The organism is Geomonas anaerohicana, from assembly GCF_016458305.1.
Lineage (GTDB): Bacteria > Desulfobacterota > Desulfuromonadia > Geobacterales > Geobacteraceae > Geomonas > Geomonas anaerohicana.
The window spans coordinates 41,043-58,312 of record NZ_JAEMHL010000009.1 but is presented as its reverse complement, the minus strand read 5'-3'; the positions used below and the strand labels follow the sequence as shown (position 1 = coordinate 58,312).

Annotated in this window: 17 protein-coding genes; 15 read left to right on the top strand and 2 right to left on the bottom strand. The window is 64.1% G+C overall.

The features are described from left to right. Positions 1 to 21 precede the first annotated feature (21 nt). Positions 22 to 654: a hypothetical protein gene (locus JFN91_RS15955; RefSeq protein WP_199390188.1), complete on the bottom strand. Its 633-nt coding sequence runs from the start codon at positions 652 to 654 to the stop codon at positions 22 to 24. Between the two features lie 160 nt (positions 655 to 814). On the opposite strand from JFN91_RS15955, the gene pdxR reads away from it, so the two are divergent. Together pdxR and JFN91_RS15945 are read left to right on the top strand one after the other, a co-directional pair. Then, positions 815 to 2,257 carry a MocR-like pyridoxine biosynthesis transcription factor PdxR gene (pdxR, locus tag JFN91_RS15950; protein WP_199390187.1) on the top strand — a complete coding sequence of 481 codons (1,443 nt, stop codon included), beginning with the start codon at positions 815 to 817 and terminating at the stop codon, positions 2,255 to 2,257. 86 nt (positions 2,258 to 2,343) lie between these two features. Continuing rightward, on the top strand, positions 2,344 to 3,141 hold the full coding sequence (locus JFN91_RS15945; protein WP_199390186.1) for an FRG domain-containing protein: 798 nt from the start codon (positions 2,344 to 2,346) through the stop codon (positions 3,139 to 3,141). Between the two features lie 346 nt (positions 3,142 to 3,487). Here the strand turns inward: JFN91_RS15945 and JFN91_RS15940 are convergent, their stop codons facing one another. Further along, complete coding sequence (locus tag JFN91_RS15940) at positions 3,488 to 4,720, bottom strand: BamA/TamA family outer membrane protein (RefSeq protein ID WP_199390185.1); 1,233 nt, start codon at positions 4,718 to 4,720, stop codon at positions 3,488 to 3,490. A 508-nt stretch (positions 4,721 to 5,228) separates the two neighbouring features. On the opposite strand from JFN91_RS15940, the gene flhA reads away from it, so the two are divergent. From flhA to flgK, 13 genes are all read left to right on the top strand, one after another. After that, entirely contained in the window at positions 5,229 to 7,310 is a 2,082-nt protein-coding gene (flhA, locus tag JFN91_RS15935; RefSeq protein WP_199390184.1) for a flagellar biosynthesis protein FlhA, read from the top strand. Then, positions 7,300 to 8,730, top strand: coding sequence for a flagellar biosynthesis protein FlhF (gene flhF / locus JFN91_RS15930; RefSeq protein ID WP_199390183.1), 1,431 nt, complete (start codon positions 7,300 to 7,302; stop codon positions 8,728 to 8,730). Before flhA ends, flhF begins: the two co-directional genes overlap by 11 nt. Next, on the top strand, positions 8,730 to 9,644 hold the full coding sequence (locus JFN91_RS15925) for a MinD/ParA family protein (RefSeq protein WP_199390182.1): 915 nt from the start codon (positions 8,730 to 8,732) through the stop codon (positions 9,642 to 9,644). Before flhF ends, JFN91_RS15925 begins: the two co-directional genes overlap by 1 nt. Beyond that, entirely contained in the window at positions 9,628 to 10,380 is a 753-nt protein-coding gene (locus tag JFN91_RS15920) for a FliA/WhiG family RNA polymerase sigma factor (protein WP_199390181.1), read from the top strand. Before JFN91_RS15925 ends, JFN91_RS15920 begins: the two co-directional genes overlap by 17 nt. Before the next feature lie 8 nt (positions 10,381 to 10,388). After that, on the top strand, positions 10,389 to 11,105 hold the full coding sequence (flgF, locus tag JFN91_RS15915; protein WP_199390180.1) for a flagellar basal-body rod protein FlgF: 717 nt from the start codon (positions 10,389 to 10,391) through the stop codon (positions 11,103 to 11,105). A 157-nt stretch (positions 11,106 to 11,262) separates the two neighbouring features. Further along, positions 11,263 to 12,051: a flagellar basal-body rod protein FlgG gene (gene flgG, locus JFN91_RS15910; RefSeq protein ID WP_199390179.1), complete on the top strand. Its 789-nt coding sequence runs from the start codon at positions 11,263 to 11,265 to the stop codon at positions 12,049 to 12,051. Between the two features lie 6 nt (positions 12,052 to 12,057). Then, on the top strand, positions 12,058 to 12,777 hold the full coding sequence (gene flgA, locus JFN91_RS15905) for a flagellar basal body P-ring formation chaperone FlgA (RefSeq protein WP_199390178.1): 720 nt from the start codon (positions 12,058 to 12,060) through the stop codon (positions 12,775 to 12,777). Then, entirely contained in the window at positions 12,778 to 13,479 is a 702-nt protein-coding gene (locus JFN91_RS15900) for a flagellar basal body L-ring protein FlgH (RefSeq protein ID WP_199390177.1), read from the top strand. It abuts the gene before it with no gap. A gap of 92 nt (positions 13,480 to 13,571) precedes the next feature. Then, a complete protein-coding gene (locus tag JFN91_RS15895; protein WP_199390341.1) occupies positions 13,572 to 14,663 on the top strand; it encodes a flagellar basal body P-ring protein FlgI in 1,092 nt (363 codons plus the stop codon). 11 nt (positions 14,664 to 14,674) lie between these two features. Next, the gene (locus JFN91_RS15890; protein WP_199390176.1) at positions 14,675 to 15,016 is read left to right on the top strand and encodes a rod-binding protein; all 342 of its coding nucleotides are present in this window, start codon (positions 14,675 to 14,677) and stop codon (positions 15,014 to 15,016) included. After that, the gene (flgM, locus tag JFN91_RS15885) at positions 15,006 to 15,308 is read left to right on the top strand and encodes a flagellar biosynthesis anti-sigma factor FlgM (protein WP_199390175.1); all 303 of its coding nucleotides are present in this window, start codon (positions 15,006 to 15,008) and stop codon (positions 15,306 to 15,308) included. The genes JFN91_RS15890 and flgM overlap by 11 nt, the downstream gene beginning before the upstream one ends. A gap of 11 nt (positions 15,309 to 15,319) precedes the next feature. Next, positions 15,320 to 15,820 (top strand): flagellar protein FlgN, encoded by a 501-nt coding sequence (locus JFN91_RS15880; protein ID WP_199390174.1) that lies wholly within the window; start codon positions 15,320 to 15,322, stop codon positions 15,818 to 15,820. A 1-nt stretch (position 15,821) separates the two neighbouring features. Further along, positions 15,822 to 17,267: a flagellar hook-associated protein FlgK gene (flgK, locus tag JFN91_RS15875; protein ID WP_199390173.1), complete on the top strand. Its 1,446-nt coding sequence runs from the start codon at positions 15,822 to 15,824 to the stop codon at positions 17,265 to 17,267. Positions 17,268 to 17,270: the final 3 nt, after the last annotated feature.

Sequence of the window (17,270 nt, the reverse complement as noted above, 5' to 3'; positions counted from 1 at the left end):
TTTACTCCCCTTCCTTTACCTTTATCTGCGGGCCAGCATCTTCGGAACTTCAATCCTCTTCGCCAGCGCCGGGCGCCAGAAGTACGAGTCGCGCCCTTCCGCACCGCCATCTCTCGCGATCCTCAGCATGACGCCGGTTTCAGCCGTGGGCTCATAGCTGAACTTGGTCAGCAGCCGCGCCGGCCTTTTGACATCGAGGCTGTAGCTGCCGTCCCCTTCTTCCGTCAGGCGATCCTTGGCCCCAAGTGCGACCACGCCCCGGTTCCGCTCAACGCCCTGCCCCTCGCGGCGCTTTTCCAGGTAGCTCAGCCAGATCTTGTTCGGTTGGCCGACTACCGTCCTCAGCCCCACCTCGTCCTCGTAACCAAGCCGCCCGAAAGATACCGCGGCGATGTCGTCCCGGGTCAGTCCCGTGATCGCTTTGCCGTTGCCGTCTTTGGCGGTGAACTCGACGTGCAGAGAGCCGTCGTTGGCGATGGTCACCCAGCCGATTTTCAGTTCCATCCGTTCCGCCTGTTCAGGTGCAGCTGTTTTATGGGTGGCCTTGCCTGCGGCGCCGGGTTCTGCGGCAGTAGCAGTCAGGGGAGACGCAGCTACAAGCGCGGTGGCGATAATGGTCATGACTGTGAGGAGATGTGCTCTGAGACCTTTCATAATGTCCTCCTGTGGTGGGTGAGTATTTACACCGCTGTCGATCTGGTGTAAGGATAGGACTCAAACAGTATCCTTGTGAAGGGCCACATTTTAGAAATTTTATGGATACACTTCGTTTACAGTTTTTTGCTTCAGGTGAGCGCGCTGAGAGAGGAACGCCATGATCTACCTCAATCCCGAGTCAAAAAAGCCTTTGTACCAGCAGCTTTATGAGCAGCTGAAACAGAACATCATCACCGGCGAATACGAGAAGGGGAGCCGGCTGACATCGACCAGGGATCTGGCGAAAAATTTATCCATTGCGCGCAACACGGTGGAGGCGGCCTACGACCAGCTCTGCATCGAGGGGTACGTGGAGGGGCGGCACGGATCGGGTTACGTGGTGCAGGATCTCCAGGAGGACCTGCTGAATTTTCCCTGCATCACGGGCGAGGGCGACGAGTCGGAGTTCCTTGCGGTAAGCGGGACAGGCACGGATGCGGAGGAACCGGTGCCGGTGCAGGGCAAACCGGTGAAATACAACTTCTCTTACGGCGACTTCGATCCGCACTCCTTCCCGCATGCGCTGTGGCGGCGCCTGAACAACGAGGTGCTGACCTCGCTCAAGGTCGATTCCATCGCCTACTACGGGGATAAACAGGGGGAACTGCAACTGCGGCGGGAGCTGGCGAAATACCTGCGCCAGTCGAGAGGTGTCAAATGCTCGTCGGGGCAGATCGTCGTCGGCGCCGGACTCCAGGACCTAGCCATGATGATCTGCCTGCTGTTTCCGCCGGAGGAGCGCATCCTTGGCATGGAGGAGCCCGGTTACGACTTCACCAGGGTCATTTTCGGCAACCACGGTTACCGGGTGCTCCCGATCCCGGTGGGGGAGTCGGGGATCGACCCGGCGGAACTGAAGAAAAGCGGGGCGCGGCTCGCCTATGTGACCCCCTCGCACCAGCTCCCGACCGGCGTGGTGATGCCCATCCAGCACCGCATGCGGCTGCTGCAGTGGGCGGAGCAAAGCGGAGGCGTCATCATCGAGGACGATTACGACAGCGAGTTCCGCTACCGCACCCGGCCCATCCCGGCCCTGCAGTCAATCGACTGCCAGGAACGCGTCATTTACCTCGGGACCTTTTCCAAGGCGTTCGCGCCGGGGCTGCGCATGGGGTACATGGTGCTGCCGCAATGGCTCCTGGCCCGGTATCACACCGTCTTCGAGCGCTACAAGTGCACCGTGCCGAGGCTGCAGCAGTACGTCGCCGCCAGCCTCTTGTCCGGCGGGCACTGGGACCGGCACCTGCGCAAGGTCTGCCTGGTGAACAAGAAGAAGCACGAAGTGCTGGTGCAGTCGATACAGAGGGAGATGGGGGACCGGGTGCGCATCTACGGGTCCCACGCCGGGTTGCACGTCCTTTTGGAGCATTTCACCGGCGAGACGCAGGAAGCGATGGTGGCGCGGGCGGCGGCGTACCAGGTCAAGGTGACACCCACGCGGCAGTTCTGGCAGAACCCGGCCGCGGCCCCGGAGAACCTGATCATGATCGGCTTCGGCGGCCTCTCTGCGGAAGAAATCGCCGAGGGGATCAAGCTGCTGCGGCAGGCGTGGTTCGGCTGATCATGTGAAGATGCCGGGAAGATTATTTGTGGTTAACTCTTGTGGTGCTGCGTGGTGGACGTTGCGGCACCGGTCAGGAGGGGGCCATGGATATCTCGGGCGAGATTACATCTTTTGACGACTTCCGCAGGCTGATCATCAAGACCGCTCCGGGCTCGTGGAACTTCTTCCGGGGCGAGAGCCGCGACTTCTATACCCTGATCCCCAAGATCGGGCGGCTCACTCCCGATCCGGGCGGCGCTGGGCGGCGTCCCGCCAGCGAGGTGATGCCGGCCGACATCTACGGCGAGTATCAGGCGTTGCAGGAGTTCAAGAAGTCCGGGCGCCACCTGGTCGAGGTGCAGCCCGCTACGGAATGGGAGTGGCTGGCGCTGGCGCAGCATCATGGCCTGCCGACCCGGCTGCTGGACTGGTCGGTGAATCCGCTGATCGCCCTGTACTTCGCCATCGCCGAGCCCTACGGGGATCTGGACCTGCGGCGGGACCGGCTCAACAACCCGGACTACTGCGGCGGCGCCGCGCTTTACATCGCCCACACCATGTACGGGCTCTCCGAGATTGACGAGAGGGCCAATCCCTTCGAGGCAGACACCTGTTTCTTCATGGCGCCGGTCATTGCCTCGCGCATCAAGGCGCAAAGCGGGGTGTTCTCGCTGCTGAGGAACCCCTGGCGGCCGCTGGAGCAGCAGCTTACTCCACGCGAGCACATCCGCAAGTACCGCATTCCCTTCGAGAACCGTGGTTTTCTCGCCCAGGAGCTGAAGCTTTTGGGGATCAACCATGCCTTCGTGTTTGCCGACCTGGACGGGCTGGCGCGCTACATCCAGGAGAAGGTGTCGGACAAGATAGATCCCCAGCAGTCGCTGGCGCACAGGCATACATAGTGTCGCCTTCCTCACACGAGGACCACCGACAAATCCCCCCTGTCCCCCCTTTGACAAGGGGGGGACGCTAGGTCACGTGTACCAAGCCCTTCCGGGCTCTTTTTTTTTCTGGTTCCCGAGCTCCGCGGCCTGGGAACCCAATGTGGCGCAAAGCTCCAGCTTTGCATCCGGGGGAAGCTGGAGCTTCGGTAGACTTTACGTTCCCAAGGTGGACCTTGGGAACGAGATCAAGGGGGATTGAGGGGGATTTGAACGCAGATGCAAAAAGGGGACAGGCACCTCGCGGAGCCTGTCCCCTTTACATTTGGAACGTTGAACGTTGAACGTTGAACGGCTGTTAAGGCCGTTAGAATGGGTACCCGAGCCCCACGAATACGGCGGGGCCGTCCTTGCCGAAGCCGACGTCGATGCGCCCTAGGATGTTTGGGCGCACTACGGCGCGGAAGCCGATGCCGGGGTTGACCTCGATGTTGCCCGCCCTCAGGTCGCCGACCGTGTCGGCTACCCCGCCGATGTCCACGAAAGGCGCCAGCTCCCAGTCCGCCTTGACGTCGAACACCTCCCACCGGAACAGCCTGATCCTCTCCTCCAGGTTGCAGACCACGTAGCTGTTGTCGATGAAGCGGTTCCTGCCGTACCCCCTGAGCGTGTTCTCGCCGCCGAGGATGCTCCGCTCCAAAAACGGGATGGAACTGCCGCGCGCCTGCCCCACCGCAAACCTGCCGGCGCTGATGAAACGGCTGTCCGGTACGGGGAAGAACCCTTTGACCTCGGCCTCGTAGCGTACGAAGCGAGCGCTGCTCCCCAGGGCGGCCAGGCTCCCTTCGATGGTGGCCCGGGCCCGGATGCCGGAACTGGCCATGGCGGGGGCGTCGAGGGTGCTGTAGACCAGCGAGACGGACTGGGCGTGGGTGCTGAAGCCGTCGATGCCGGGGACCTCGGCGGCGCTGAAGTGCTGCTGCAGGTTGGGGAGCTTGGTCACCGCACCGTCGTCCACCTCGACCCTTCTCAGGCGATCGCCCAGGAAAAGGATGGTGTTGGCGGTCAGCGGGTAACCCGCCGATACGGTGTAGCCGAATTCGCGGTCGGCGAAGTTGGTCTCGTCCTCGGCGCGGCTGCCGGGACCGAAACCGAAGAAGCGGGCCGAACCGTCGGTGAAGTTGTAGAGGAAGGCGTTCAGCTCCAACTGGCGGTCCATGAGGCTCTGGTCCCTCACCCTCACCTCGTAGTCGGAGTTCACCTTGGTGGATTTGGAGAGGTTGAATTCTATGCTGCGCAGCGGAGAGGGATACATGGCGCCGTAGATGGTCCCCGTGGTGCCGAAGTTCTCGTTCTGGTTCACCTGCGGGGCGAACAGCGCGGAAACCTCGTCCTTGTCGTTGTGCAGAAGGAACGCGGTCAGGGCGCCGTAGGTGACCCCTTCGTTGGGGCTGGAGGCGATCACCGGAAGCGGGATGGTGACCATCTTCACGTACGGCTGTGCCGGCGAGGGCGCCGGGAGCACGGTGGACGGGATGTAGCTGGTGCAGCCAGCCAGAAACGAAAAAAGGATCAGCGATAGAAGCGATAAGGCGCGCATGGTGGTCCGTTTTGGGGGAACTCCTGGGAGGGCTGCGGGAAGCCTCCTTCGGGCGGGGAAAACATAGCGGCTCCCCGTCGTTTTGACAAGAAAAAAAGAAGACTCTAACCCATGTGCGGCCAGTGTTGTCCGGTTAGGTGCCTGCTGTAATCAAAATCGACCGCTTCCAGTTCTCCCCCTCCCTTGACGGGAGGGGGCAGGGGGGGTGGGTGACCTTGCCATGACCGCTAATGTGGCACCTACCCCCACCCCCTAACCCCCTCCCGCGTGGGGAGGGGGGCCGCTGATGTGCGGTCAAAAAAATGACTGGCGCGGCACTTCAAAACTGACGGTGCCATGGCTACCGTCGCGATCCCACCGTCCTCACCTTTGCTGCTGCTCCCCCTTGTATTCACTCCGGTTTTCGCCTGCCACTAGGCTGCCGGGCCGACTTCCGGAAAATGGCACACCGGTTGCACAAGGTCCCTCTGCAGAGAAAACCCCCAGGCAAGGCAAAGGAAACTGACGCATGGCAAACCCCTCGACGGACGCCCTGGCGCTCCCGGGACCCAAGAGCAATTCGGACATCTACATGGCGATCGCCCTGATCGGGGTGCTGGCCCTGATGGTGGTCCCCCTGCCTGCGTTCATGCTCGACATCTTCCTGGCGACCAACATCACCGTGGCGCTGGTGATCCTGCTGGTCTGCCTCTACACGGTGCAACCGCTCGACTTCTCGGTATTCCCCTCCATCCTCCTGGTCACGACGCTATTCCGACTGGCACTGAACATCGCCTCCACGCGCCTCATCCTCATGCACGGCAGCGAGGGGGTCGAGGCGGCGGGCGGCGTCATCAAGGCCTTCGGCCAGTTCGTGGTCGGCGGCAACTACGTGGTGGGCGCGGTCATCTTCCTGATCCTGGTCATCATCAACTTCGTGGTCATCACAAAGGGTGCCGGGCGCGTGGCCGAGGTGGCCGCCCGCTTCACGTTGGACGCCATGCCGGGCAAGCAGATGGCCATCGACGCCGACCTCTCCAACGGCATCCTGACGGACAAGGAGGCCAAGCTGCGCCGCAAGAAGATCGCCCGCGAGGCGGACTTCTACGGCTCCATGGACGGTGCCTCCAAGTTCGTGCGCGGGGACGCGGTCGCCGGCATCATGATCGTGCTGGTGAACATCATCGGCGGCTTCGTCATCGGCGTCTGGCAGAAGGGTATGCCGCTGGACATGGCGCTGCAGAACTACACCCTGCTCACCATCGGCGAGGGGCTGGTGGCCCAGATCCCGGCCCTGATCATCTCCACCGCGGCCGGCGTCATCGTGACCCGCTCCGCCGACGAGAACAACTTCGGCCACGAGATCGCCGGGCAGCTTTTGAACTACCCGAAGGCCTTCCAGGTCGCTTCGGGCGTACTGTTCCTGTTCGCCATGATCCCCGGCCTGCCGCACTTCGCCTTCTTCCTCCTCTCCGGCGTCGCCTACATGGTGAGCAAGATGGCCGTTGAGAAGAAGGCCGAGGTCGAGGACGTGGTGGAGACCACGGCCGGAAGCGCCGAGGAGAGCGACCAGATCAGCAGCATCCGTCCGCTGGACATGCTGGAGCTGGAAGTCGGCTACGGCCTGGTCCCGATGGTGGACGCGAGCCAGCAGGGGGAACTTCTGGACCGCATCCGCTCCATCAGGAAGCAGGTGGCGGACCGCATGGGCTTCATCGTCCCCCCGATCCACATCCACGACAACCTGCAGCTGAAACCCTACGAGTACAACATCCTCATCAACGGCGCCAAGGTCGGCGGCGGCGAGCTCTCCGGCCAGTACCTCGCCATGGATTCCGGCGGTGCGGTCGGTGCGCTGGAGGGGATCAAGACCACCGAGCCGGTGTTCGGCCTCCCCGCAGTCTGGATCAAGGGGAAAGAGCGGGAGAAGGCGCAGGTTTCCGGCTACACCGTGGTGGACAACACCACCATCCTGGCCACCCACATCAGCGAGACCATCAAGAAACACGCCCACGAGCTGGTCGGGCGCCAGGAACTGCAGCAGCTTCTGGACAGCATCGCCGCCACCCTGCCCAAGGTGGTCGAGGAACTGGTCCCGTCGCTCCTCTCCCTGGGCACCGTGCTGCGCGTGGTGAAGAACCTCCTGAAGGAAAACGTTTCCATCCGCGACCTGCGCTCCATCCTGGAGACCCTGGCCGACTACGGCGGGGTGACCAAGGACCCGGAGATGCTCACCGAGTTCGTGCGGCAGAGCCTCGGGCGCTACATCGTGGAGCAGTACAAGCGCGAGGACGACACCCTGTGCGTGCTCACCCTGGACCACGACATCGAGGAGGCCATCGTCGATTCGGTCCAGCTATCGGAGCAGGGAAGCTACCTGGCCATCGACCCGCACGTGGCGCAGCGCGTCCTGGCCGCCATCCGCAGGAATGCCGAGCAGTTCGACGCCATCGGCGCGCTGCCGGTCCTGATGGCTTCCCCGTCCATCCGTCGTCACGTGAAGAAACTTACCGAACGGTTCATGCCCAACCTGGCGGTCATCTCGCACAACGAGATCCCGCCCAACATAAAAATCCAATCCTTAGGCGTGGTGGTGATCAATGCTAGTTAAAACATTCCAAGCAGGCGAGATGTCGGAAGCTCTCAGGATGGTTAAGGCCGAGATGGGTCTGGACGCCATGATCCTCTCCTCCAAGAAGGAGCGCAAGAAGGGTATCCTCGGCTTCTTCTCCAAACCGTACTACGAGGTCACTGCGGCCCTGGAGCCCAGGCCGGTCCAGCGCCCCAACCCGTACCGGGAGGAGCCGCCGCCGGCCCCGGAGCGCGAGCTGTCCACCCGCGAGGAGTTCCAGAATTCCATGCTGGGCCCCCTGGCGCGCGAGGTGCGCGAGCTGAAGCAGCGCATCGAGGCGCTTACCAAGAAGGAGGCGCAGCAGGCCACCCAGCAGGGCGCGCCCCAGGTCCAGGAGCTCCAGCCGGATACCCCGGCAGTTCCCAGGACCTTCGGTAAGGAAGAGCTGGAGGAGATCAAGCAGCTTCTCTACAACGCGGTCTCCGGCACCAAGGAGAAGGCTCCCGAGAAGGGCGCCAAGCCGGTGACCTTCCAGCTGGCCGGGCAGGCGCTGGAGCAGACCGTCAAGGCCGCGGCCCAGCCCGAACCGCTGGCCTTCCCCTTCCCGGTCGAGCAGCCCGAAACGGCCGCCCCGGCCCTGAAGCTGGTCAAAGAGGTCGCCAGGACCAGCGACGAGGAGCGCCTGCTGCAGCAGTTGGCCGAGGAACTGAGGGGTGAGGATGTCGGCCCGCTGGCGGTGCAGACCCTGACCGAGTCGATCCGCGCCGCCGCCGAGGAGGGGGCCTCGCTGGAGGAGCTCCGCTCGCTGATGGCCGACAACCTGGCCGGCATGGTGAAGTGCTCCGGCTCGCTGCGCATCAAGAAGACCGGGCCGCGCATCGTGGCCGTGGTCGGACCGACCGGCGTCGGCAAGACCACCACCATCGCCAAGATCGCCGCCATGTACGCCCTGAACCGCCGCGTCTCCGTCGCCATGGTCACCATGGACAACTTCAGGGTCGGCGCGGTGGAGCAGCTGAAAACCTATGCCAAGATCATGGACCTCCCCCTGGAAGTAGCCGGCAACTCGCAGGAACTTTCCAAGGCGCTGGCCCGCCATTCCGACAAGGACCTGATCCTCATCGACACCGCCGGCCGCAGCCCCAAGGACGCCGACCGCCTCGACGAACTCAAGGGCTACCTCGAGACCCAGACCGGCATCGACGTCTACCTCTGCCTCTCGGCAACCACGAGGAGCCGCGAGATCGACGAGATCATCGCCACCTTCGGCACGCTGCCGTTGACCAAGCTCCTCTTCACCAAGCTCGACGAGAGCCGGACCTTCGGCTGCATCGTCGACACCTGCTTCAAGCACAAGATCCCTCTTTCTTATTTCAGCACCGGGCAGAAGGTGCCCGAAGACATCGAGGTGGCGACCTCCAGAAAGCTCGCCGCCATGGTAGTGCAGGAGTCTAACTGATGACAATGTCTTGCCTAGCAACAGACCAGGCCGAATCGCTCAGGAGACTGGCGGGACGTGCCAAGACCGAAGTACCGGACCAGCTCCAGGTGCGCGAGGGGCTCAGGGTGATCTCGGTCACCAGCGGCAAGGGCGGGGTCGGCAAGACCTCGGTGGTGGTGAACCTGGCCGCTTCGCTCGCCGCCAAGGGGCAGCGGGTCCTGATCGTGGACTGCAACCCCGGCATCGGCGATATCTGCCTGCGCCTGGGTAAGGACGCGCCCTTCCGCATGGGGCAGGTCCTCTCCGGCGACATCGACCTGAAGGAAACGGTGGTGGAACTGGGAGGGGGCGTGAGCGTCCTTCCCGCCGGGATGGAGATGCAGCAGTACAGCGCCCTCTCCCCCTGGGAGCGCAGCGCCCTTTTGCAGGCCATGCTCCGGCTGCAGAACGACTACGACTGCTTCCTGATCGATACCGGCTCCGGGATGGCGGCCAACCTGACCGGCTTCGCCGCAATCGCCCGCGAGATCATGCTGGTGGTGACCCCGGAACCGACCTCCATCACCGACGCCTATGCCCTGATCAAGATGCTTTCCGGCCGCGACAGCTCGTTCCGGTTCCGGCTCCTGATCAACATGTGCCGCGACAACCAGGAGGGGGAAACACTCTTTTCCAAGTTGGCCGCAATTACGGGCCGCTTTTTGCAAGTACAGTTTGACCACGCGGGAACGATCCTGCACGACGAGCTCCTGGTGGAAAGTGTGAGGCGCCGCGGGGCTTTATGCCGCCTCTTCCCGGATGCCAAGGCGTCGACGGGTTTCAAAAATTTGGCACACAAAATCAATGCGGAGCGGTCGGCCGGCGCAGGGGCCATGCCGGCGGCTTCGGTGGCATCTAGCACGATGTGGAGGAACCATGAATTGTCTTCTTAAGGCGTATGAGCATGAGGCGCAACGCGGGGTCCCGATGAGCAGGGACGAGCTGGTGGTCAGCCACCTCCCGCTGGTTAAGTTCATTGTCGACCGGATCGCCTCGTCACTCCCCCCGCACCTCGACCGGGACGACCTGAGAAGCGCCGCGGTAATCGGCCTGATCTCCGCCGCGGAACGATTCGATCCCAGCCGCGGGGTACAGTTCAAGACCTTTGCCGAGCAGCGCATCCGGGGCACCATCATGGATGAGCTGCGGGCCCAGGACTGGCTGACCAGGAGCCTGCGGGACAAGTTCAAGAAGCTGGAGAAGGAGTTCTCCCAGCTCGAGCAGCGCCTCGGGCGGAACCCCTCCAGCGACGAGGTGGCCACCGCCATGGGGCTGGAGCTGAAGGATTACTTCCGGCTCCTGGAGGAGATCCACCTGCTTTCCTTCGTCTCCCTGGACGATGCCTGGCACGACGAGGACGGCGCACCGTTCGGCCTCCTGGACGTCCTCGAGGACAAGGGGACCGAGAGCCCGCAGAGCCAGCTCATCGCGCGCCAGACCGTGGAGCGCCTGGCCGAGGCGATCGACTCCCTCCCCGAGAAGGAGCGCATCGTAATCACGCTCTACTACTACGAAGAGCTGAACCTGAAGGAGATCGGCGCCGTGCTCGATCTCACCGAGTCGCGCATCTCGCAGCTGCACAGCCAGGCCATCGTCAGGCTGCGCGGCAAGATGAAGCGCGTCGCCTAGGGGGGATCATGAACGCAGGGATGTACGCGGCCTTGACCGGCAACCTTTCCGCCCAGCGCAGGCTGGACGTGATCTCCAACAACCTGGCCAACGCCAGCACCACCGGTTTCAAGGCGGACCAGATCCAGTTCGAGAGCGTACTGGCCAATGTCAAAAATTCGACAGACGGGCCGGTGTTCAGCAACGACCGCTACTCGACCGACTTTTCCGCCGGCAGCCTGCAGCGCACCGACAACAGCCTCGACGTGGCCCTGGAAGGCGACGGCTTCTTCGTGGTGAACACCCCGCAGGGGACCGCCTACACCCGCCAGGGGAGCTTCCACCTGGGCTCCAACGGCAGGCTGGTCACTGCGGACGGCTACGAGGTGCAGGGGGGCGGCGGGCCCATAACCGTCCCCGCCAACGGCAAGGTCGAGATCGGCTCCAACGGGCAGGTGAGCGTGAACGGCAACACGGTGGGGACCATCAGCACGGTGGACTTCGCCAAGCCGTATGCCCTCAACAAGCTGGGCAACGGGCTGTTCCAGCCCGCCGACCCCAACGCCGCGAGCACCGCCTCCACGGCCGGGATCAAGCAGGGCTACCTGGAGACCTCCAACGTCAAGGCGGTGGTGGAGATGTCGCGCCTGATCGAGGCGAGCCGTTACTTCGAGATCTGCGCCAAGGCGGTCAAGACCTACGACGACCTCACCGCCCGCGCGGTCAACGATCTGGGGAAAATCTAAAACCCGTTCAACGTTCGACGTTCGACACGCGCGTACCGCTTGGGATCTTCAGCGCGACGGCAGCAGTTCCACAACCAACGAGAAAGATGACCAGAGGGTCGGCAGCCCAACGTTGAACCTTGAACGTTGAACGTTGAACGGCCGTTAGGAGAAAGAGATGATAAGAGCACTTTGGACCGCCGCATCCGGGATGCAGGCTCAGCAGCTCAACATAGACGTGGTGGCCCACAACCTGGCCAACTCCAGCACCACCGGTTTCAAGAAAAGCCGCGCCGACTTCCAGGACCTCATGTACCAGACCGAGAAGACCACCGGCGCCCCGGCCACCAACACCACTACCATCCCGACCGGCATCCAGGTCGGCCTCGGCGTCCGCCCCGGCTCGGTGAGCAAGATCTTCACCACCGGGACCATGGTGCACACCGGCAACGAACTGGACGTGGCCATCGAAGGGGACGGCTTCCTCCAGGTGCAGCAGTCCGACGGCACCACCGCCTACACCCGCGCCGGCTCGCTGAAAAAGGACGGCCAGGGGAGGGTGGTCACCCCGGACGGCCAGCCCATCGTTCCGGAGATCGTCATCCCCAGCAACGCCACCAGCATCAACGTCGGCTCCGACGGCACCGTCTCGGTGCAGCAGGCGGGACAGACCGCCTCCACCACGGTGGGGACCATTCAGCTGGCTAACTTCACTAACCCCGCGGGCCTCAACGCCATCGGCAAAAACCTCTTCCTCCCCACCGATTCCTCGGGCAACGCCACTACCGGTACCGCCGGGCAGAACGGCTTGGGCACCCTGGAGCAGGGGTACATCGAGCAGAGCAACGTGAGCGTCATGGAGGAGATGGTGAGCATGATCGTCTCCCAGCGCGCCTACGAGATCAACTCCAAGGCGATCCAGGCCTCGGACGAGATGCTGCAGCAGGCCGCCGGGCTGAAGAGGTAACCACTGATGCGCGCGTTTTTGCTGGCTCTCGCACTGCTTGCCCTGCCGCTGTCCGGATTCGCCCAAGTAGCGGCCCCCGCCGCCGTCAACGTGGTGAGCGAGGCGACCGTCAAGGCGGCCATCAAGGACTACCTGGTGCAGAAGGCGGCTCCCTTGAACGCCGACATCACCGTGAAGAAGATCAACTACCAGGGGGATCTGAAGCTTCCCGCCGGCAAGGTGACCTTCGACGTGGTGGCCCCGGAGCGCTGGGAAGGGTACGGACCCGCCTCGGTGGCGCTTGTGGTGCGGGTCGACGACCAGGTGAAGAAAAATCAGACCGTGCTGGTCGAGGTCGAGGCCCTGGCCGAGATGGTGGTGGCCGCACGCACGCTGGAGCGGGGCGAGGTGCTGACTACCTCCGACCTGGCCATCGTGAAACGCGACCTGGCCCAGGTGCAGGGTCGTTATTTCAACAACCTCGACGAGGCGGTGGGGCTGAGGGTCAAGAGCACCCTGCGCGCCAACGCCCCGATCAGAAAGGACAATCTGGAGAAGGTGCCCATCGTCAAGAGCGGGCAGGTGGTGACCATCGTGGCCGAGAACGACGTGGTGCGCATCACCGCGACCGGGCGGGCCAAGGGGGCCGGCGCCTCGGGGGACCTGATCACGGTGCAGAACCTCTCCTCGCAGAAGGAGATCGCGGCGCGGGTGATCGACGCGACCACGGTAAAGGTGGATTTCTAGATGGACCGCAAGAAAAGCAACAGCTTGACTATCCTGAAGGCGGCGGCCCTGTGCCTGCCGCTGTTCTGGCTTTCCGCCTGCGCGCACCAGACCGCCGAGGTGGCAACCCCCGCCTTCGACGAGCAGATCCCGGCGCCGCAGGTGAACTACAGCAACGGGTCGCTCTGGCAGGCCTCCTCCACGGGACTCGCCGAGGACATGAAGGCTAGACGGCGCGGCGACATCATCACCGTGGTGATCTCCGAGAACGCCAGCGCCAGCAAGAAGGCCGCCACCGGCACCTCGCGCAACTCCTCGATCAGCGCCGGCATTCCCAACCTGCTCGGGCTGGAGAAAACACCCATCAAGACCTGGGCCGACCTCGCCAGCCTCCTGAGCGCAAGCTACGGCTCCAAGTTCGACGGCGCCGGCTCCACCTCGCGCCAGGAGACCCTGCAGGCGACCATCTCCGCCAAGGTGGTGGACGTGATCCCCAACGGCAACATGCTCATCGAGGGGAGGCGCAACGTCAGGGTGAACAACGAGGACCAGATCATCGTGCTGACCGGGACGGTGCGCGGGCGCGACGTCAGCACCGACAACACCATCAACTCGGCGCTCATCGCCGACGCCAGGATCTCCTACTCCGGCAAGGGGATCATCTCCGACCGGCAGAAACCGGGGTGGCTGATGAACGTGCTGGACAAGGTATGGCCGTTCTAGGCGGGCGGCGTGTTCGGGAATTGACGCGTTTGTGTCAAGATTCCGACACTTCGGCCGAAAAGGGTTAGGTGAAACGCTTGAAAATTAACGTTATTTCAAAAAGCTGCTTCGCGCTGCTCATCTTTTTGCTGCTGCCCCAGATCGCCCTCGGGGCGCGCATCAAGGACATCGCCGCCTTCGACGGCGTGCGCCAGAACCAGTTGATCGGCTACGGCCTGGTGGTCGGCCTGAACGGCACCGGCGATTCGGACCAGACCAAGTTCCCGGTGCAGTCCCTGGTGGGCGCCCTGGAGCGCCTGGGGCTCACGGTGAACCGCGCCGACATCACGGTGAAGAACGTGGCCGCGGTCATGGTGACCGCCGAACTCCCCCCCTTCGCCAAGCAGGGCAACAAGCTCGACGTGCTGGTCTCCTCGATGGGCGACGCCAAGAGCCTCGCCGGCGGCACCCTGATGATGGCGCCCTTGAAGGGCGCCGACAACCAGGTCTACGCCGTGGCCCAGGGGCCGGTCCTGACCAACTCCTTCTCCTACGGCGGCCAGGCCACCACGGCGGTGAAGAACCATCCCACCGCCGGCACCGTCCCGGAGGGGGCGCTGGTGGAGCGCGAGCTCCCGAACGTGCTGGCCAACCGCCCGGTCCTGAAGCTGAACCTGCACCAGTCCGACTTCACCACCGCCGCCCGGGTCGCCGCCGCCATCAACGGCCGCTTCCAGGGCTCGGCGTCGCTCACCGATCCGGGGAGCGTGCAGATCGCCATCCCGGGCGAGTACCAGAACCGGGTGGTGGAGTTCGTGGCCGACCTGGAGCGGCTCGAGGTGAACCCGGACGTGATGGCCAAGGTGGTCATGAACGAGCGCACCGGCACCATCGTCATGGGCGAGAACGTGCGCATCTCGACCGTGGCCGTCTCGCACGGCAACCTGACCGTGGTGGTCAAGGAGACCCCGAAGGTCTCCCAGCCGGCGCCGTTCGCCAAGACCGGCACCACCACCGTGGTGCCCCGCACCGACCTGAAGATCTCCGAGGAGAAGGTGAACCTCTCGCTGGTGCGTGAGGGGGCCAACCTGGGCGAGGTGGTGCGCGGGCTCAACACCCTCGGCGTCACCCCCAGGGACCTGCTCGGCATCATGCAGGCCATCAAGGCCGCCGGCGCGCTCAACGCCGAGCTGAGCGTGATGTAGGGAGAAGGGGCATGGAAGTAAAGCCGATACCGGACAACGCGCTGCCGGTCACCGACCTGCGGGCGCAAAAGAGCGCGCAGGAGCGCAACCCGGAGCAGATCAAGAAGGTGGCCCGCGACTTCGAGGCGATGTTCGTCTCCATGATGTTGAAGTCGATGCGGGACACGGTGGGCAAGGACACCCTGACCGGCGGGGGAAGAGGCGAAGAGACCTTCCGCTCCCTGCTGGACCAGGAGTACGCCAACGCCGCGGTGCAGGGAGGCGGCATAGGACTGGCACAGACCATAGAGAGGGAGCTCTCGCGGGCCTACGGCACGCCGGCTCCGGCTAAGGGGGTGCGGGATGCGGATTGAAGGTTCAGCCTACGTAGTCGATCTGAACCGATCGCAGCAGGTCCGGAACGACACGCAGCAGACGCAGGCAGTCCAGGGGAGCCGTCCGGCCGGACGGGTCATCCCCTTCGACCGGGTCGAAATCTCGTCCCAGGCGAGGGAGTTGCAGCGGCTGAAAGCCGAGGTGGCGGCCATGCCCGACGTGAGGATGGACCGGGTGGCGCTGGCCAAGCAGAACCTGCAAAACGGCGCTTACCGCGTCGATGCCTCGGAACTGGCGCAAAAGATGATGGACGCGTACAAGTCGCGTTAAGGGGGAATTAGATGGATCGTAACGTCGTCGAACTGATAGCGGCCCTGTGCGAGAAGGGGGTGCTCCTGGACCGGATGCAGGTCCTTTTGCAGGAGGAGCAGGAGTGCATGACCTCGCTGGACCTGGCCCGCATGGAGGAGAACCAGCAGGAGATCACGGCGGGGATGGAACGCCTGGCCAGGCTCTCCGGGCAGTGCCAGGAGATGATCGCCGCCCTCGGCACCGAGCTCGGCATGCCGGGCAACAGCACGCTCTCGCCCATCATCGAGCGGCTCGGCGCGCCGGAAAAGCAGGCGCTCCGGGAGGCGCAGCAGTCGGTGACCGGCAACGCCCGGGCGCTGCAGGGTGCGCTCGCGCTGCACCGGAGGCTGATCGAGGACTCCATGAACGTGGTGGGGCGCTCGGTGAACTTCTTCAACCGGATTTTCAACCCCGGGCAGACCTACGGCGGGGCGGGCGCCTTCGTGAACGCCGGGCGCGGCAACAGCGGCTTCGTCAGCAAGGAGATCTAGCATGGGCATCAACACCCTCTTCGACATAGCCTCCTCAGGCATCACCGCCCAGCGGCTGGCTATCGAGGTCACCGGCGAGAACATCTCCAACGTCAACACCGAGGGGTATTCCCGCCAGCGGGTGATCATGGAGAACAAGCCGGTCGGCACCTCCAACGGCTTCGCGCTGGGGACCGGGGTGCAGATAGCGGCGGTGCAGCGCAGCTACGACAACATGCTGCAGCTGCAGTTGGTCAACGCCAACAGCACCTACCAGGAGGGGCTGGCGCAGCAGTCGGCGCTGGAGCAGATCGAACCGAGCTTCAACTCGCTCACCTCGGACGGGCTCGGCACCGCCGTGGCCAACCTGTTCGGCGCCTTCCAGGACCTCTCGGTCAACCCCTCCGGCGCCGCCGAGCGCCAGGCCGTGCTGACCCGGGCCCAGATCATGGTGGACAGCTTCCACCAGGCGGACTCCACGCTCACTTCGGTCGCCTCGACCGCGGACAGCAACCTGGTCGGCATCACCGCCGAGGTGACCGACAACGCGCGCAATCTCGCCCTGGTGAACCAGCAGATCATGGCCACCAGCGCGGTGGGGGGAAGCCCCAACGAACTTCTGGACCAGCGCGATCTCCTGCTCAGGAAGCTTTCCGAGCAGACCGGCGTCAGCTACACCATCGCCAGCGACAACACCGCCTCGGTGACCCTGGCGGGCGGGGGGCAGCTCGTTTCCAGCACTAGGTACGCGACGCTCTACACCAACGCGACCGGCGCCCCGGCGACCAACGACATCATGCTCTCGGGGCTGGGCAGCCCGCCCCCTGCCAACGCCCCCGGCACCGACACCCTGGTGGGCACCGTCGGCGACGGCGCCACCATCGGCGGCAAGCTGGGCGGCACCATGGAGGTGCGCGACAGCATTGTGCCCAAGTACCGCTCGCTCCTGGACGAGATGGCCAACCAGGTCGCCACCCAGGTGAACACGGTGCACAAGGCCGGGTACGCACTGGACGGCAGTACCAACAACAACTTCTTCGACCCCGCCGGCGTCACCGCGGGGAGCATCGCGCTCGACTCCGGGATCTCGGCAGTGAAGATCGCGGCGGGGCTCCCGACCGCGAGCGACCCGATACCGACCAGCAGCGGCAACAACGTGAACGCGGTCAAGCTCGCCAACATCGGCAGCACCAGCTTTGCCTTCAGCACCGGGAGCGCCACCTTCGGCAACTTCTACAACTCCGTGGTGTCCCAGGTCGGTGTCGACACCGAGGGGACCCAGAACGTCACCTCCCAGAACGCGGCGTTTTTGAAGCAGCTGAACGCGCTCAGGTCCTCCAACTCCGAGGTGTCCCTGGACGAGGAGCTGCTCAACCTGACCAAGTACCAGCGCGCCTTCCAGGGCTCCGCCAAGGTGGTCAACGCGGGGAGCGACATGCTGGACACCATCCTGAACATGGTCCGATAGGAG

Bases quoted from the DNA above. Each gene is read 5' to 3' on its own strand.
- flgG (WP_199390179.1), top strand. From the start codon at position 11,263: ATGATAAGAGCACTTTGGACCGCCGCATCCGGGATGCAGGCTCAGCAG.
- flgK (WP_199390173.1), top strand. From the start codon at position 15,822: ATGGGCATCAACACCCTCTTCGACATAGCCTCCTCAGGCATCACCGCC.
- pdxR (WP_199390187.1), top strand. From the start codon at position 815: ATGATCTACCTCAATCCCGAGTCAAAAAAGCCTTTGTACCAGCAGCTT.
- JFN91_RS15890 (WP_199390176.1), top strand. From the start codon at position 14,675: ATGGAAGTAAAGCCGATACCGGACAACGCGCTGCCGGTCACCGACCTG.
- flgA (WP_199390178.1), top strand. From the start codon at position 12,058: ATGCGCGCGTTTTTGCTGGCTCTCGCACTGCTTGCCCTGCCGCTGTCC.
- flhF (WP_199390183.1), top strand. From the start codon at position 7,300: ATGCTAGTTAAAACATTCCAAGCAGGCGAGATGTCGGAAGCTCTCAGG.
- flgM (WP_199390175.1), top strand. From the start codon at position 15,006: ATGCGGATTGAAGGTTCAGCCTACGTAGTCGATCTGAACCGATCGCAG.
- JFN91_RS15900 (WP_199390177.1), top strand. From the start codon at position 12,778: ATGGACCGCAAGAAAAGCAACAGCTTGACTATCCTGAAGGCGGCGGCC.
- JFN91_RS15880 (WP_199390174.1), top strand. From the start codon at position 15,320: ATGGATCGTAACGTCGTCGAACTGATAGCGGCCCTGTGCGAGAAGGGG.
- flgF (WP_199390180.1), top strand. From the start codon at position 10,389: ATGAACGCAGGGATGTACGCGGCCTTGACCGGCAACCTTTCCGCCCAG.
- JFN91_RS15955 (WP_199390188.1), bottom strand. From the start codon at position 654: ATGAAAGGTCTCAGAGCACATCTCCTCACAGTCATGACCATTATCGCC.
- JFN91_RS15920 (WP_199390181.1), top strand. From the start codon at position 9,628: ATGAATTGTCTTCTTAAGGCGTATGAGCATGAGGCGCAACGCGGGGTC.
- JFN91_RS15925 (WP_199390182.1), top strand. From the start codon at position 8,730: ATGACAATGTCTTGCCTAGCAACAGACCAGGCCGAATCGCTCAGGAGA.
- JFN91_RS15940 (WP_199390185.1), bottom strand. From the start codon at position 4,720: ATGCGCGCCTTATCGCTTCTATCGCTGATCCTTTTTTCGTTTCTGGCT.
- JFN91_RS15945 (WP_199390186.1), top strand. From the start codon at position 2,344: ATGGATATCTCGGGCGAGATTACATCTTTTGACGACTTCCGCAGGCTG.
- flhA (WP_199390184.1), top strand. From the start codon at position 5,229: ATGGCAAACCCCTCGACGGACGCCCTGGCGCTCCCGGGACCCAAGAGC.